16 protein-coding genes are annotated in these 14,302 nt (G+C 65.7%); 13 read left to right on the top strand and 3 right to left on the bottom strand.

Translation table 11 applies throughout. The features are described from left to right. The first annotated feature begins 34 nt into the window (after positions 1-34). The 7 genes from IEX88_RS02420 to IEX88_RS02450 all read left to right on the top strand — a co-directional run bounded on the left by IEX88_RS02420 (position 35) and on the right by IEX88_RS02450 (position 6,085). Positions 35-958 (top strand): NAD(P)-dependent oxidoreductase, encoded by a 924-nt coding sequence (locus IEX88_RS02420; protein WP_188848952.1) that lies wholly within the window; start codon positions 35-37, stop codon positions 956-958. Next, entirely contained in the window at positions 955-1,632 is a 678-nt protein-coding gene (locus tag IEX88_RS02425; RefSeq protein ID WP_373289534.1) for an amino acid ABC transporter permease, read from the top strand. The genes IEX88_RS02420 and IEX88_RS02425 overlap by 4 nt, the downstream gene beginning before the upstream one ends. Positions 1,633-1,643: 11 nt before the next feature. Continuing rightward, positions 1,644-2,318: an amino acid ABC transporter permease gene (locus tag IEX88_RS02430; protein WP_188848953.1), complete on the top strand. Its 675-nt coding sequence runs from the start codon at positions 1,644-1,646 to the stop codon at positions 2,316-2,318. A 25-nt stretch (positions 2,319-2,343) separates the two neighbouring features. Next, positions 2,344-3,069 (top strand): amino acid ABC transporter ATP-binding protein, encoded by a 726-nt coding sequence (locus IEX88_RS02435; RefSeq protein WP_188848954.1) that lies wholly within the window; start codon positions 2,344-2,346, stop codon positions 3,067-3,069. Positions 3,070-3,116: 47 nt separating this feature from the next. Further along, entirely contained in the window at positions 3,117-3,914 is a 798-nt protein-coding gene (locus IEX88_RS02440) for a transporter substrate-binding domain-containing protein (RefSeq protein ID WP_188848955.1), read from the top strand. Between the two features lie 60 nt (positions 3,915-3,974). Further along, positions 3,975-4,898, top strand: a complete 924-nt coding sequence (locus tag IEX88_RS02445) for a ribokinase (RefSeq protein ID WP_188848956.1) — start codon at positions 3,975-3,977, stop codon at positions 4,896-4,898. A 101-nt stretch (positions 4,899-4,999) separates the two neighbouring features. Beyond that, positions 5,000-6,085 (top strand): DUF3616 domain-containing protein, encoded by a 1,086-nt coding sequence (locus tag IEX88_RS02450; RefSeq protein ID WP_188848957.1) that lies wholly within the window; start codon positions 5,000-5,002, stop codon positions 6,083-6,085. 64 nt (positions 6,086-6,149) lie between these two features. Here IEX88_RS02450 and IEX88_RS02455 read toward each other — a convergent pair whose 3' ends face one another. Both IEX88_RS02455 and IEX88_RS02460 read right to left on the bottom strand, forming a co-directional pair. Next, positions 6,150-6,449 (bottom strand): hypothetical protein, encoded by a 300-nt coding sequence (locus tag IEX88_RS02455; RefSeq protein WP_188848958.1) that lies wholly within the window; start codon positions 6,447-6,449, stop codon positions 6,150-6,152. 3 nt (positions 6,450-6,452) lie between these two features. Continuing rightward, positions 6,453-6,752, bottom strand: coding sequence for a hypothetical protein (locus IEX88_RS02460; protein ID WP_188848959.1), 300 nt, complete (start codon positions 6,750-6,752; stop codon positions 6,453-6,455). A 384-nt stretch (positions 6,753-7,136) separates the two neighbouring features. Between IEX88_RS02460 and IEX88_RS02465 the strand changes: the two genes are divergently transcribed. Further along, positions 7,137-7,364 (top strand): SDR family oxidoreductase, encoded by a 228-nt coding sequence (locus IEX88_RS02465; protein ID WP_308423816.1) that lies wholly within the window; start codon positions 7,137-7,139, stop codon positions 7,362-7,364. A 67-nt stretch (positions 7,365-7,431) separates the two neighbouring features. Here the strand turns inward: IEX88_RS02465 and IEX88_RS02470 are convergent, their stop codons facing one another. Further along, positions 7,432-8,346 carry a LysR family transcriptional regulator gene (locus IEX88_RS02470; protein WP_188848960.1) on the bottom strand — a complete coding sequence of 305 codons (915 nt, stop codon included), beginning with the start codon at positions 8,344-8,346 and terminating at the stop codon, positions 7,432-7,434. Positions 8,347-8,637: 291 nt separating this feature from the next. Here IEX88_RS02470 and IEX88_RS02475 point away from each other — a divergent pair, with 291 nt between their 5' ends. From IEX88_RS02475 to IEX88_RS02495, 5 genes are all read left to right on the top strand, one after another. Next, a complete protein-coding gene (locus IEX88_RS02475) occupies positions 8,638-9,600 on the top strand; it encodes a tripartite tricarboxylate transporter substrate-binding protein (RefSeq protein ID WP_188848961.1) in 963 nt (320 codons plus the stop codon). 72 nt (positions 9,601-9,672) lie between these two features. Further along, a complete protein-coding gene (locus IEX88_RS02480; RefSeq protein ID WP_188848962.1) occupies positions 9,673-10,752 on the top strand; it encodes a tartrate dehydrogenase in 1,080 nt (359 codons plus the stop codon). 11 nt (positions 10,753-10,763) lie between these two features. Then, positions 10,764-12,050 (top strand): glycerate kinase type-2 family protein, encoded by a 1,287-nt coding sequence (locus IEX88_RS02485; protein ID WP_373289536.1) that lies wholly within the window; start codon positions 10,764-10,766, stop codon positions 12,048-12,050. Positions 12,051-12,086: 36 nt separating this feature from the next. Then, positions 12,087-12,584: a tripartite tricarboxylate transporter TctB family protein gene (locus tag IEX88_RS02490; protein WP_188848963.1), complete on the top strand. Its 498-nt coding sequence runs from the start codon at positions 12,087-12,089 to the stop codon at positions 12,582-12,584. Between the two features lie 12 nt (positions 12,585-12,596). Continuing rightward, a complete protein-coding gene (locus IEX88_RS02495; RefSeq protein ID WP_188848964.1) occupies positions 12,597-14,102 on the top strand; it encodes a tripartite tricarboxylate transporter permease in 1,506 nt (501 codons plus the stop codon). Positions 14,103-14,302 lie beyond the last annotated feature (200 nt).

A 14,302-nucleotide genomic window follows, 5' to 3' on the forward strand; every position in this document is an offset into this window, starting at 1 on the left:
TCATCCCGAGACGGCTCTGGGAGGAGTTGCGAGCATGACTGAGAAGACAACGGGCCGGGTCGGCTTCATCGGCCTTGGCACCATGGGCCGCGAGATGGCCCGCAACCTCATCGAGGCCGGACATGCCTTGACCGTCTATGACGTCGATGGGGCAGCGATCGCGGGCTTGGTCGCCAAGGGCGCGAAGGCAGCAGCAAGTGTTGCGGAAGCGGCGACGGGCGTCGACATCGTCATCACCATGCTGCCGGATACGCCACATGTCGAGGAGGTGGTCCGCGCTCCCGGTGGCCTGCTGCACACGATCCCGAGCGGCGGCCTGTTCGTCGACATGAGCACAATCTCGGCAGGTGCTACCCGCACTCTGGCCGCGGATCTCGCGGCGGCTGGGATTTCGATGCTGGACGCGCCCGTCTCCGGCGGCCCGCTCGGTGCCAAGAATGCCGCCCTCTCCATCATGGTCGGCGGCGAGACCGAGGCCGTGGCTCGGGCTCGGCCTTATCTCGAGGGCATGGGCACGACGATCTCCCATGTCGGGATCGCCGGCGCCGGCCAGACGGTCAAGCTCTGCAACCAGCTCGTTTGCGGCGTGAACCTGCAGGCGATCTGCGAGGCTCTGGCGCTCGGCCGCGCCTGCGGCGTCGACCTCGACCAGATGCGCAACGTGCTCCTCGGCGGCTCCGCCTCATCCTGGATGCTGGAGAAGCTTGGCCCGGCGATGATCGAGGGCGATGCCAGCGCCGGCTTCCGGATCGACCTGATGCTCAAGGACCTGCGCCTTGTGCTGGAAATGGCGCAGGCCCAGTCTGTGCCGCTGCCAGCTACCTCCCTTGTCACCACCCAATACATCGATGCCCGGGCCCACGGCGAAGGCTCCAACGGCAATCAGGCGCTGTTCAAGGTCTACGACCGCATGACCGGGCAGAGAGCCGGCGCCCCGGCGCTGGATGCCGCGGAGTGACCCTCGACTTCACTGCCATCCTGGCGAGGTGGCAGATGCTCCTCGACGGGCTTTTGCTGACGGTGGAACTGGCGGCGGTCACGACGCTCACCGGCTTCCTGATCGGCACCGCCTGCGCCATTGCGCGGCGCTCGCATCACCGCTGGGCGTCGCGGCTGGCAGCCATCTACGTCGAGAGCATCCGCAACACGCCGTTCCTGGTGCAGATCTTCGTCGTCTATTTCGGCCTGTCGAGCCTCGGCTTCTCCTTCTCGGCGATCACCGTCGCCATCATCGCACTGACGATCAATGTCGGCGCGTACACGGCCGAAATCATGCGGGCGGGGTTCGACGCGATCCAACCCGGCCAGTGGGAAGCTGGCGAGTGCCTCGGCCTGTCGAAGGCGCAAGCCTACTGGCATGTCGGGCTGCGCCCCGCCATGGAGCGGGTCTACCCCTCACTGACCAGCCAGTTCATCCTCTTGATGCTCGCCTCCTCCGTCACCTCGCAGATCTCCGCCGAGGAACTGACGGCGGCCGCCAACTTCATCCAGTCCGAGACCTATCGGCCGTTCGAGACCTTCGTCGTCGCGGCGCTGCTTTACCTCGCGCTTTCGCTGTTGATGCGGCTGGCTTTCTGGCTGTTCGGCCAGGCGATATTCCCCCGGCGTCGCCGCCTCGGCACCAACCTCTAGGAGCGAGAGCGATGAACACTGCCGTCAATCTCGGTCACATCCAGTTCCTGCTCGTCGGTGCCATGTGGACCGTCGTCCTGTCGCTGATGGCCTTCGTCGGAGGCGGCATCGGTGGTTTTCTCGTCGCGCTTGGCCGGACCGCGCCGTTCAAGTTGATCCGCATCGTCGCTGCCGCCTATGTCCAGCTCATTCAGGGCACGCCGCTGCTGATCATCATGTTCCTGATCTACTTTGGACTGCCGACGCTCGGTTTCTCCATCTCGCCGCTGCTCGCCGCGGGCCTGTCGCTGACCATCTACGTCAGCGCCTATCTCGGCGAGATCTGGCGTGGCTGCCTGGAGTCTGTTCCCAAAGCGCAATGGGAGGCGGCAGAGTGCCTCGCGATGTCGAAGTTCGACCGGATGTTCAAGGTGATCCTTCCGCAGGCGATCCGCATCGCCACCCCGCCGACGGTCGGCTTCTCCGTGCAGATCATCAAGAACACCTCGCTGGCCTCCGTCGTCGGCTTCGTCGAGCTCACCCGCGCTGGCCAACTGATCAACAACTCGATCTTCGAGCCCTTCCTGATCTACGTCATCGTCGCCGCACTCTACTTCTGCCTCTGCTACCCCGTCTCGGCGCTTAGCCGGCGGCTGGAGAATAGCGGTGCTGCGCGCCTGCGCACCCTGAAGGCCGTCTCCGCATGACGGCCGACCCATTCCGGAGGAAGCCATGTCCATAGTCGTCCTGAAAGACGTCAAGAAGAGCTTCGGCGCGCTCCAGGTGCTGCATGGCGTCTCTTTCTCGGTCGAGAAGGGCGAGGTTGTTGCGCTCATCGGCGCCAGCGGCTCGGGCAAAAGCACGGCATTGCGCTGCATAGACCGTCTTGAAAAGGTCGACAGCGGCGAGATCCACGTCTGCGGCCACCGCGTCGACGATCCGAAACTTGAGCTGCGCAAGCTGCGGCTCGACGTCGGCATCGTCTTCCAGAGCTACAACCTCTTCCCGCACCTGACGATCGAGGAGAACATCGTTCTCGCCCCGCGCTCGGTGAAGAAGATGGACAAGGCGGCGGCCCGCGAGATCGCCCGGGACGTGCTGGCGAAGGTCGGCCTGGCGGACAAGGCCGACAACTATCCCGAACAGCTCTCCGGCGGCCAGCAGCAGCGCGCCGCCATAGCCCGTTCTCTCGCCATGCAGCCACAGGTCATGCTGTTCGACGAGGTGACCTCGGCTCTCGATCCAAAGCTGACGGGTGAAGTGTTGCGGGTCATCGAAGGGCTCGCCGCCAGTGGCATGACGATGATCATGGTGACGCACGAAATGGGCTTCGCCCGCCGCATCGCCGATCAGGTGGTCTTCATGCACCAGGGCCGGATCCACGAGCATGGATCGTCCGACATCCTCACCACCCCTGCCACGCCCGAGCTTCGCGAATTCGTCAGCGAGGAACTCTGAAGAGTCCCGCCACAGACGTGAAACCCATCAACCCGGAGGAAACGAAAATGAGATCACTGAAGACCCTGACCGCGATCGGAGCCATCTGCGCGGCCCTGCTTGTCCCGCTTGGTACCGCATCGGCCGACTCCCTGTCCGACATCATGGCAGCGAAGAAGATCCGCGTCGCGACCGACCTTGCCATCCCCCCCTCGGGCATGTTGGACGAGGCATTGAAGCCTGTCGGCTCCGACGTGGAGACGGCGCAGCTCCTTGCCAAGGACTGGGGCCTGGAACTCGAGATCGTCACCACCACGGGTGCCACCCGCATTCCGAACCTCCAGACCAACAAGGCCGACATCGTCATCTCGACCTTGTCGGTGACGCCGAAGCGCGCCGAGGTGATCGATTTCTCGAAGCCCTACGCCGCGCTCCGCTCAGTGATCGGCGCGCCGAAGGACTCGGCGATCAAGGGATGGGACGACATCAAAGGGCAGACCGTCACGGTCACCCGCGGCACGACGCAGGATACCGAGCTGACCGAGATGGCTGCCGAGCGAGGCTTTACGGTCACTCGCTACGACGATGACGCGACGATGGTGACGGCGGCGGTCAGCGGCCAAGCAAAGATGGTCGCGACGTCGGCAACGCTCGTGAACGAAATCGGCAAGCGCAACACGGACCTAGCCTTCGAGCCGAAGTTCGACATCCGAATCTTCGACCTCGCCATCGGCATCCGCAAGAATGAGCCGGAGCTGAAGGCCAAGCTCGACGAATGGGTCTCGGCCAACCTGAAGAACGGCAAGCTGAACGACATCTACCTGAAGTACCACGGCTCGCCGCTGCCGCCGGAAATGCTCAAGTAGGTCAGACCTTCGGGAGGCGCGATGACGCGCCTCCCGTTTATCGCATGGGAGGCTTCCGGCATGATCCTTATCTTCGGATCGATCAACGTCGATCTCGTCGCTCGGGTTGATCAGATTGCCCGGCCTGGCGAGACGGTTCTTTCTCCCGGATATGAGGTTTTTTACGGTGGCAAGGGCGCGAACCAGGCCGTCGCCGCTGCGCGCTCCGCTCCTTCGGGGACCTCTGTTTCCATGTGCGGAGCCGTCGGCAAAGACACGTTTGGCGATGGCTGCCGGGCAAACTTCGCTACGGAAGGGGTCGACGCCTCACTTCTTCAGGTCGTCGATGCTCCTACCGGATGCGCCTTCATCTCAGTCGATGCACGCGGCGAAAACGCGATCACCGTTGCCAGCGGCGCCAACTACGCGCTAGACGCCGGTAAAGTTGACCCGAAGGCGTTGAACGACGTCCGCGTCGCCGTCCTTCAAATGGAAGTCCCTCTTGTCGAGAACCTTCGCATTGCTCGAAGGCTCAGATCGACCGAGGCCATCGTGATCCTCAACTTTGCACCCGCTCGAGCCGACCTGCCCGGCGACGAACTAGGTGAGCTTCTTGGCCTGATCGACTACCTCGTCGTCAACGAGCACGAGGCCTCGACACTGCACGATGCCTTGCCCCGGAGCCACGTCGATGACAGCACCCTTGCGGAACACCTCCGGGTGTCGGTGATCGTTACGCTCGGTGCCAAAGGGGTCGAACTGCATGCTCCCGAACAGGAGGTGTGGCGCTGCGACGCTGGCTCTGTCGAGGTGATTGATACGACAGGGGCAGGCGACACTTTCGTCGGCATCCTCGCGTCGGGGCTCGATGCCGATTGGCCGATCCGCGCATCCATCAAAAGGGCGGCGGTGGGAGCGTCCCTGTCGTGCACGAAGCTCGGCGCACAGGCGGCGATGCCGCTTCTGGTTGATCTGAATGAGACTTCAGACGTGTGGGCTGTCTAAACACTTCGGGTAGATTGCTGCCTGGCAGCTTTCGGGCAGATGATAGCGTTAGGGGACGGCAACGGTAACTGTTGAAGCCAATCGTGGAAGGAGTCGTCGGCATGCAACGCCCTCACCTCAGATGGCCCCCGGCCGCTCAGCCGGTCGGACAGGTGCTTCTCAGCCTCGGAGATGGTGACGGGGAGGATCCGAAGCATAACCTCTCTGCCGGGACCCGCGTCGGCGACACTCTCTTCGTCGCGGGTGACGAGATGGCTGTCCTCGAGGCGTTGACGCTGCACGCATCAGGCCGCTCCGCCGCCCATGAACGATACGCGCTCGCGGACCTGCTCGACCTTCGGAGGCCCGGGGAGGAGGTCGACATCGAAGGATTGTCGGCGGACGTCGGGTGGCTCTGGATCGTCGGGAGTCACGCCCGGGCTCGCCACAAGCCGGACAAGACGCCGGACATGCCGATTGAACTCGCCAAGTTGGCCGATCTGAAAGACACGCGCCCGCGCTGCGTGCTGGCTCGGATACCCTTGGTCGAGCGGACTGACGCACCGGGAACGTTCTATCCCGTCCGCTCGGATGGAGACCGTCATGCCGGGATGCTTCGGCAGACGAAGCACGGAAACAAGCTGGCTGAAATGCTGCGACTCGACGTTCTTCTCGAGCCTTTCACGCGCATCCCGGCGAAAGAAGGTGGCATCGACATCGAGGGCATCGCGGTAACGGGAAACCGTCTGGGGCTCGGCATGCGCGGACCCGTCATTCGCGACTACGCGGTCCTGCTGGAGGTAGTGGTCGACACGCGATCAAACGGTATCCTGAAGCTGCCGTCGCCCCCGATGAAGCGCCTTCTTGATCTGGAGGGCCTTGGTATCCGGGACCTCAAACGCCGTGGCGACGATCTGCTCATCCTCGCTGGGCCGACGTCCAGCCTTTCGGGTCCGTGCGCGCTGTATACCTGGCGGAACTGGGTGAACGAGCCCGCTTCCGGAGCGGAAACGGTTGCGGTCCACCGTCCCGAACGGCTGATCGACCTACCCCACGGAAGGGGTGTGGACCATCCCGAAGGCTTGGCCCTTTGGGGCAGGGAAGGGGAAAAGGAGCAGATCCTGGTCTTATGCGATAGTCCGGCGCCGGAGCGCTTTAAGAAGGGTCCCTCCACCTTCCTGGCTGACCTCTTCGATCTTCCCGATTAGCGCTACCGAGCAGTGGCAGTGGCAAAGTTTGTTGCCGGCAGATCGATTCGATATCGATGGTGGATCATGCTTGCACCATTCGTAACGGCTCGGCTGTTTTCGTGCGGGTTAATTCCCACACCTCGTCGTCAGACCAGGTGCTCACCACACCGACCATCTGTTCGATGGGGGCGTCGCCGATGCGGTCGCTGAGGTCAGAAATAGTGTCGGCACTGAGCCCGAGATGGCTCCGGTGACTGGTCAGCACCTCGCCGAGATCACCGTCGTTCGGCAGCACCGTCTGCTTTTCCAATTCCCTCGCCAGAAGCTTGCGGCCAGCCGTGATCGCGTCCAGCTCGGGGAGCGCTACCGAGATGCGGACCATCGATCAGCCCTGGCCCTGTTCACTGGAGGCACGCAGCGCGCCGACCGTCTCGGCGCAGCCGGTCGTCGTCTTGGCGAGTATTTCCTCGGGAGGGGTCATTCCGCTCCAGATCCCGACAACTTGCGTCGCGGTCTGCCAAGGAGCTTCGTACGCCTGCTGAATCAGGACCGGGGTCGCCTCCCCTAGGCAGGTCGTCACGCTTGCGATCTGCTCGCGCGAGACATTACCGAAGCGATCGGCCATGGCCGATTGCAGGGGATCGATCAGAAAGAACGAGATGAGGGCGGCGAAGAATTCGTGCATGGGGCACTCCGGGAAGTGTCCGACATCACGAGAATGGTCTCGCCAGAGGGGCCCGGACTGGGTTCAAGGCAGATGGTGACACCCGGCGCCGCCCGCAACGGGCATAGCAGAAAAACGATATCCAGCGTGCCGCCGAGCGCTCTTCAGTCGATCGGGAAGCAGCAAAGGCGCTGACGACGCTCAACAGTAAGGTCACAGCCGATGAGGAGCAGGGGGCCAACCTCCAGCGCCAGATCGACGGCGGCAAAAGCGCCCGCGCGCCTGCTGACGATCCGCGACGAGCTCGGCGCGCTGGAGCGGACAGCCTATGCCGCCGCAAGGCGGCGCTGATCAGCTTCACCCTCGGCTGGGCGCTGGAACTGGCAACGAGCGGCATCACGGTGATTGCGGTCGCGCCAGGACCCACCGAGAGCGAGCTCTTCCGCGCCAACAATCCGGCGGGGAGCGAGGGCGAGAGGCGCTATCTGGCGCGCGTTCCCGTGCAGCGTTTTTGGCAGACCCGAGGAGGTCGCGGCGGCGATCGCTTTCCAGTTGAGCGAAGACGCCGCCTTCATGACCGGCCAGACGCTGCATGTCGACGGCGGCGCTTCCGTTGGCAGGGCGGTGTTCTGACGGACCGGCACCATGCAAGTCTTGGCTCACTCACGCACTGCCGGGCCACGCCTGTCACTCGCCGACGCTAGGCCTCCGACGAGTATCGATCCAGATTGGCCTCCAAGAGGTCCAGCAATCGATCCCGGTTCGCGTCCCTGACCTGGGCCTGCCAGACGACCGAGAGCGGGAGACGGTTCCTGGCACTTGCCTCGACGTCGGCGAGATGAAGAAACGCCACCCCGGGGACGGCGAGCCGGGTCGACCACAGCGGGACGATCGCCGCGCCAATCCTTGCCGCCACCATGTTGAGGATGGTCTGCTTCTCTTCGGCGATCTGGGCGATCCGTGGCGTCAGGCCGACGCTCTCGAACAGCTTCATCGTCAGGTCATAGCTGTGCGGCCTGGATCCGCGCTCGGGGATGATCATGGCGACATCGCTGAGTTCGGCTACCGAAACGCTCCGCCCCAGCGAGAGCGGGTGGTCGACGGGAAGAGCGACGACGGCGGACTCATGCAGCAGAAAGCGCGTGCGAAGGCGCGCATCCAAGCGGGCGCCTGGTCGAACAATCGCCAGGTCCAGCCGCCCCGACAGGAGCTTGGGCAGGAGACGGATCGACTTGTCCTCGGTGAGTTCCACCGTCAGTTCCGGATCGATCACGTGCAGGTCGTGAATGAGGCTCGGGACGAGACCCGCGGAAGCGCTGTCGATCGCCCCCAGCCGGATCGTCCGCGTCAGCGACCGCCCGCGCTCCCGGCACCCCTGTACCAGCGCGTCCGCACGCTCGAGAATGGCCGTGGCCTCAGCGACGAACACCCGGCCTTCCGTCGTCAGCGCCACGGATCGGGTGGTGCGCGCAAAGAGCGGGACCCCGAGTTCGTTCTCCAGCAGGCGGACCTGCCGTCCGAGTGCCGCAGGCATCATCTCGAGCGACCGCGCCGCCTTTCCAAAATGCATCGCGTCCGCCACGGCGAGCACGCATCTGATCTGCAACAGCTCCATCGGGCGATTATACCATTAAATTGTATAATCGCGAGAGCGTTGGGAAACCGAGGTCGGCGCTTTAGTCCTCTATCGTGGAGGGTATCGGGAGAGCGCTTTTCCCGTCGGTGAGCGCTCACGCCGGAGCGTACGGCAGCACTTTCGCTCGCCCCTCCAGCAACTCGGCATGACCCGGGAGGCTATCCACCGAGCAATGAGCCAACCGGACGCCCCACAGCGCGATCGAAGCAGAACGACGGCGAACAGGAGAGGCCCAGAGAGGTCCCGGTCGCCACAACCTGGGAGGAACACATGAAGCGCCTTTTCGCGACCGCCTTCGCCATGGCCTTGGCCGCATCCACCGCAGCCCTGGCGCAGGACGCCTATCCGTCCAAGCCGGTGACCATCCTCGTTCCCGCCGCCGCCGGTGGCCCGAGCGACACCGTTGCCCGCCTTGTCGCCGAGGCCATGGGAGCGGACCTCGGGCAGCAGGTCCTGATCGAAAACGTCGGCGGGGCCGGCGGCTCGCTCGGTGCAGGCCAGGTCGCAAAAGCGGAGCCGGACGGGTACAGCCTTCTCCTGTACCATGTCGGCGTGTCGACCTTTGGCGCTCTTTATCCGGACCTGACCTACAATCCAGGCGAAGCGTTCGACTCGGTCGGTCTCGTCACCGACGTTCCGATGACACTGGTCGGCCGGAAAGACCTCGAGCCTGCCGACGTCGGAAGCCTGATGACCTGGTTGAAGGGCGAGGGAGCCGGCGCGACCTTCGGCACGGCGGGCACCGGTGCTGTCTCCGATCTCTGCGGACGCCTCCTGATCGAGGCCACCGGCATCGAGCTGACCGTCGTGCCCTACAAGGGGACGGGCCCGGCGATGACCGACCTTGTCGGGGGGCAGATCGACCTGATGTGCGACCAGACCACCAACACTGCCGGCCAGATCGAAGGCCAGCAGATCAAGCCGTATGCCGTGACGACGAAGGAGCCGATCTCGATCTTCCCGCAGATCCCGACGCTCGCGTCCAGCGGCCTTGCCGACTTCGAGATCACCGCCTGGCATGCGATCTGGGCCCCCAAGGGGACACCCGAGCCCATTCGGCTCCGGCTGTCGGCCGCGCTTCAGAAGGCGCTGAAGGATCCGAAGCTCATCGAGCGTTTCGCAAACCTCGGCACCGTGCCGGTCACCGACGAGATGGCAACGCCTGCCGCCATGGACGAGCGCTTTCAGTCCGAGATCGTTCGCTGGGGCAAGCTCCTCGCCGCCAAGAACTGACGTCACGCACCCGTCAGCCGGCCGGGCGATTGGTTCCGCCCGGCGCCAAAATCCACGAACAGGATTGCCCCAATGCAGACCTACAAGATCGCCGCCATCCCCGCCGATGGCATCGGACCGGAAGTCATCGCCGCCGGCCTTCAGGCGCTCGAAGCGCTCGAGCGGCGGGAGGGCACGTTCAAGCTCGACGTGACGCATTTCGACTGGGGCTCGGACTACTACAAGCGGACCGGCATGATGATGCCGGCGGATGGCACGGCGCAGCTGAAGCCGTTCGACGCGATCTTCTTCGGCGCGGTCGGCGCGCCCGACGTGCCCGACCACATCACGCTCTGGGGCCTGCGCCTGCCGATCTGCCAGGGCTTTGATCAGTACGCCAACGTCCGCCCGACCCGCATCCTGCCGGGTATCCAATCGCCGCTGTCCGGCGTCGGCCCCGGCGACCTCGACTGGGTCATCGTGCGCGAGAACTCCGAGGGCGAATATTCCGGCCATGGCGGACGCGCCCATCGCGGGCTGCCGGAGGAAGTCGGCACCGAGGTGGCCATCTTCACCCGCGTCGGCGTCACCCGGATCATGCGCTACGCCTTCCGCCTGGCGCAGGCACGCCCGCGCAAGTTCCTGACCGTCGTCACCAAGTCCAACGCCCAGCGCCACGGCATGGTGATGTGGGACGAGATCGCCGCGGAAGTCGCGCTGGAGTTTCCGGACGTCACCTGGGACAAGATGCTGGTCGACGCGATGACCGTGCGCATGACGCTGAAGCCCCGGAGCCTCGACACGATTGTCGCGACCAACCTCCACGCCGACATCCTGTCGGATCTCGCCGGCGCGCTCGCCGGCAGCCTCGGCGTCGCGCCGACGGCGAATATCGATCCCGAGCGCCGCTTCCCGTCGATGTTCGAGCCGATCCACGGCTCCGCCTTCGACATCACCGGCAAGGGCATTGCCAACCCCGTCGCGACCTTCTGGACTGCCGCGCAGATGCTCGAGCACCTCGGCGAGTCCAAGGCCGCCGCCCGTCTGATGCATGCGGTCGAGGCGGTGACGGGCGCCGGCGTGCGCACCCCGGACGTCGGGGGCACGGCGACGACGAAGGAGGTCACCGAGGCGGTCTGCGAAGCCATCCGCGGCTCCAACATCGTCGTCTGAGGCCTCGAAGGGTGAACACTTTCCAGGAGGGCAGCGTATCGGGCGAACTTTTTGCCCGCCGCATCCTCACTGATCTGTTCGGCGCGGCCGTTGCCAGCGCTGATCCCATGCGGGTCCTCGCCGGCGCGCTGCCGGAAAAGCCAAAGGGGCGCTGCGTCGTCGTGGGCGCGGGCAAGTCGGCGGCCGTCATGGCCCGAGCCGTGGAGGAGGCCTGGGGCGACGTCGATCTTTCCGGCCTCGTCGTCACCCGCTACGGCCACGCCGTCCCGACGGAGCGGATTGCGGTGCTGGAGGCGGCGCACCCCGTTCCTGACGCCGCGAGCGAAAGGGCCGCTCGGCGAATCCTCTCGGCGGTGCAGGGCTTGGGTCCGGACGATCTCGTCCTTGCCCTCATGTCGGGCGGTGGCTCCGCACTGATGACGCTGCCGGCGAACGGGATCACGGTGGACGACAAGCAGAGGGTGAACCGGCTCCTGCTCGCCTCCGGGCTCGGCATCAACCAGATGAACCAGGTGCGCCGCCGCCTTTCCGCGATCAAGGGCGGGCGGCTCGCCGAGGCGGCAGGTCCGGCCCGCCTCGTCACGCTCGCCATGTCGGACGTGCCGGGAGACGACCCGCGCGCCATCGCCTCGGGCCCGACCGTGCCCGACCCCGATGCCGCCAACGATCTCTCGGCGATCGTCGATCGCCTGGGACCCGATCTGCCCATGCGCGTGGCCGCACGGCTGAGAGCGCCGGCCAGCCCGAGGCCCGGCTTCGCCACGGACTACCGGCTTGTCGCCACGCCCCAGATGGCCCTGGAAGCCGCCGCCAAGGTCGCGCATCAGCATGGCGTAACGCCTGTTCTCCTCGGCGACGCCCTGGAGGGGGAAGCGCGCGAGGCGGGCACTTTCATGGCCGGAATCGCGCGATCGGTGCGCTCGCACGGCCATCCGGCGAAGACGCCCGCCGTTTTGCTCTCCGGGGGAGAAACGACCGTGACGCTCGGCGCGTCGAAGCCTGGTCGCGGCGGACGGAACACCGAATTCCTGCTGGCCCTGGCGCTCGCCCTCAGGAGTGAGCGCGACGTCTTCGCCCTGTCGGCCGACACGGACGGGATCGACGGCACGGAGGATGCCGCGGGGGCCGTCGTCACGCCGGACACTTTGCATCGTGCCCGGATGGCGGGCCTCGACCCCGCCGCCATGCTCGCCGCGCACGACAGCTACAGCCTCTTCGGCGGGATCGGCGAACTGGTCAAAACAGGCCCGACCCTCACCAACGTCAACGACTTCAGGGCCGTGCTCGTCTTTCCATAGACGATCCCGAAGCTTCATTCCTTGGGAGGGGAACCGATGCCAGAAAGCACCGACACAGCGCAGGCCACACCCCGCGCGCGACAGGATGTCGCCGTGGGCCTGATCTTCCTCGCCATCGCCATCGCCTTCGGCTGGGAAGCCACGAACTACGAGATGGGCCGCGCCATCCGCATGGGCCCCGGCTTCATCCCCATGGCGCTCGCCGTCATCCTCGGTGTCCTCGGGATTGCCGTCGCCCTCGCCGGGACGGTGCAGCACGCCGAGGCGGAGGCGGGGCCCGTCGCCTGGCGCGGCATCGTCCTCGTCTGCGTCGCCCTCGTCATCTTCGGCGCCTACGGCAAGAGCCTCGGGCTCGTCCCCGTGGTGTTCGTCTGCTCCCTGATCACCGCGCTGGCCTCGACCCGCAACACCCTCTTCGGCTCGGCCGCCATCTCCGCCGCGCTGGCCGTCCTGTGCTGGCTGGTGTTCAAGCTCGGGCTCGGCATGTCCCTCCCCACCGTCGGCCCGGCCTTCGGTCCGTTCCAGATCTACTGAGGAGCGGACGCCATGGATCTCCTGTCGCACCTCGCGCTCGGCTTCGACACGGCCTTCACCGCCACCAACCTGCTTTGGTGCTTCGTCGGCGTACTGCTCGGCACGCTCGTCGGCGTGCTGCCGGGCATCGGCCCAACGGCGACCATCGCCATGCTGCTGCCGATCACCTTCACCTTCTCCCCGGTGACCGCGCTGATCATGCTCTCGGGCATCTACTACGGCGCCCAGTACGGCGGATCGACCACGGCCATCCTGATCAACCTGCCCGGCGAGAGCTCGTCCGCCGTCACCGCCATCGACGGCTACCAGATGGCGCGCAAGGGCCGCGCCGGGACGGCGCTCGCCACCGCGGCGCTCGGTTCCTTCTTCGCCGGATCGGTGGCGACGCTCGTCCTGGCCATCGCGGCGCCGCCGCTGGCCCGCGTCGCGCTCAACTTCGGTGCAGCAGAGTACTTCTCGCTGCTGGTTCTCGGCCTCCTCGTCTCGATCTCGCTGGCGCACGGCTCGGTTCTCAAGGCCCTCGCGATGATCGCGCTCGGGCTCATGCTCGGCACCGTCGGCCAGGACGTCACCTCCGGCACCCCGCGCTTCGCCATGGGCTTCCCCGAGCTCTACGGCGGCATCAACTTCGTCTCCCTGGCGGTCGGCGTATTCGGCGTCGCCGAGATTTTTAGAAACCTGGAGAACGAGAGGAGCCGGGAGGTTGGCGTCGCGAAGGTCACGGGGCTCTGGCTCTCCCGTGCCGATTTCAAGCGGATCATCGGGCCGGTCCTGCGGGGCACGGGCATCGGGTCCGTTCTCGGTATCCTGCCGGGCGGCGGGCACGTCCTCGCCTCCTTCGCCTCCTATGCGGCCGAGAAGAACATCTCCAAGAACCCGCAGGAGTTCGGCCAGGGCGCAATCGAGGGCGTGGCCGGGCCGGAAAGCGCCAACAACGCCGCCGCCCAGACCTCCTTCATCCCGCTCCTGACGCTCGGCATTCCCGCCCATCCGGTGATGGCGCTGATCCTCGGCGCCTTCATCCTCCAAGGCATCACGCCGGGCCCGAACGTCATCAACGACCAGCCCGCTTTGTTCTGGGGCATCATCGCCTCGATGTGGATCGGCAACGCGATGCTGGTCGTCCTCAACCTGCCCCTGATCGGGCTGTGGGTGAAGATGCTGACGATCCCCTATCGCGTGCTCTTCCCCGCGATCGTCATCTTCGCCTCGATCGGCTGTTACTCGATCAACGCCAATCCCTTCGACGTCTACGCGATCGCGGTGTTCGGCGTGCTCGGCTACGTCCTGATCCGGCTGCGTTGCGAGCCGGCGCCGCTGCTGCTCGGCTTCGTCCTCGGTCCTCTGCTCGAAGAGAACCTCAGGCGCGCCATGATCATCTCCCGGGGCGACGCGACGGTGTTCTTCACCCGTCCGATCTCGGCAACGCTCCTCGCTTTGGGGCTCGCCTGCATCGTCTTCGCGGTCCTCCCGTCCATCCGCAACAAGCGCAAGGAAGTGTTCGTCGAGGACGACTAGCAGCCGTCGATCATCGAACGCCGCCAAGGTCGCGGCGCTCGGTAGTCGCGTGTCCGAATGTCTGCTTCCTGTCGGCTTCGCGCAACTTTCATGGTTTAATGCTGCACCGCAAGGTGGCGCCCCCGATCGCCCGCACCGCGTTTCGCGATGGCGCGGACCGGGGGCGCGCTGGTGTTTCAACGACCGGAAAGGCCGCCAAC

The sequence above is a fragment of the Aureimonas glaciei genome, assembly GCF_014643375.1.
GTDB classification, from domain to species: Bacteria; Pseudomonadota; Alphaproteobacteria; order Rhizobiales; family Rhizobiaceae; genus Plantimonas; species Plantimonas glaciei.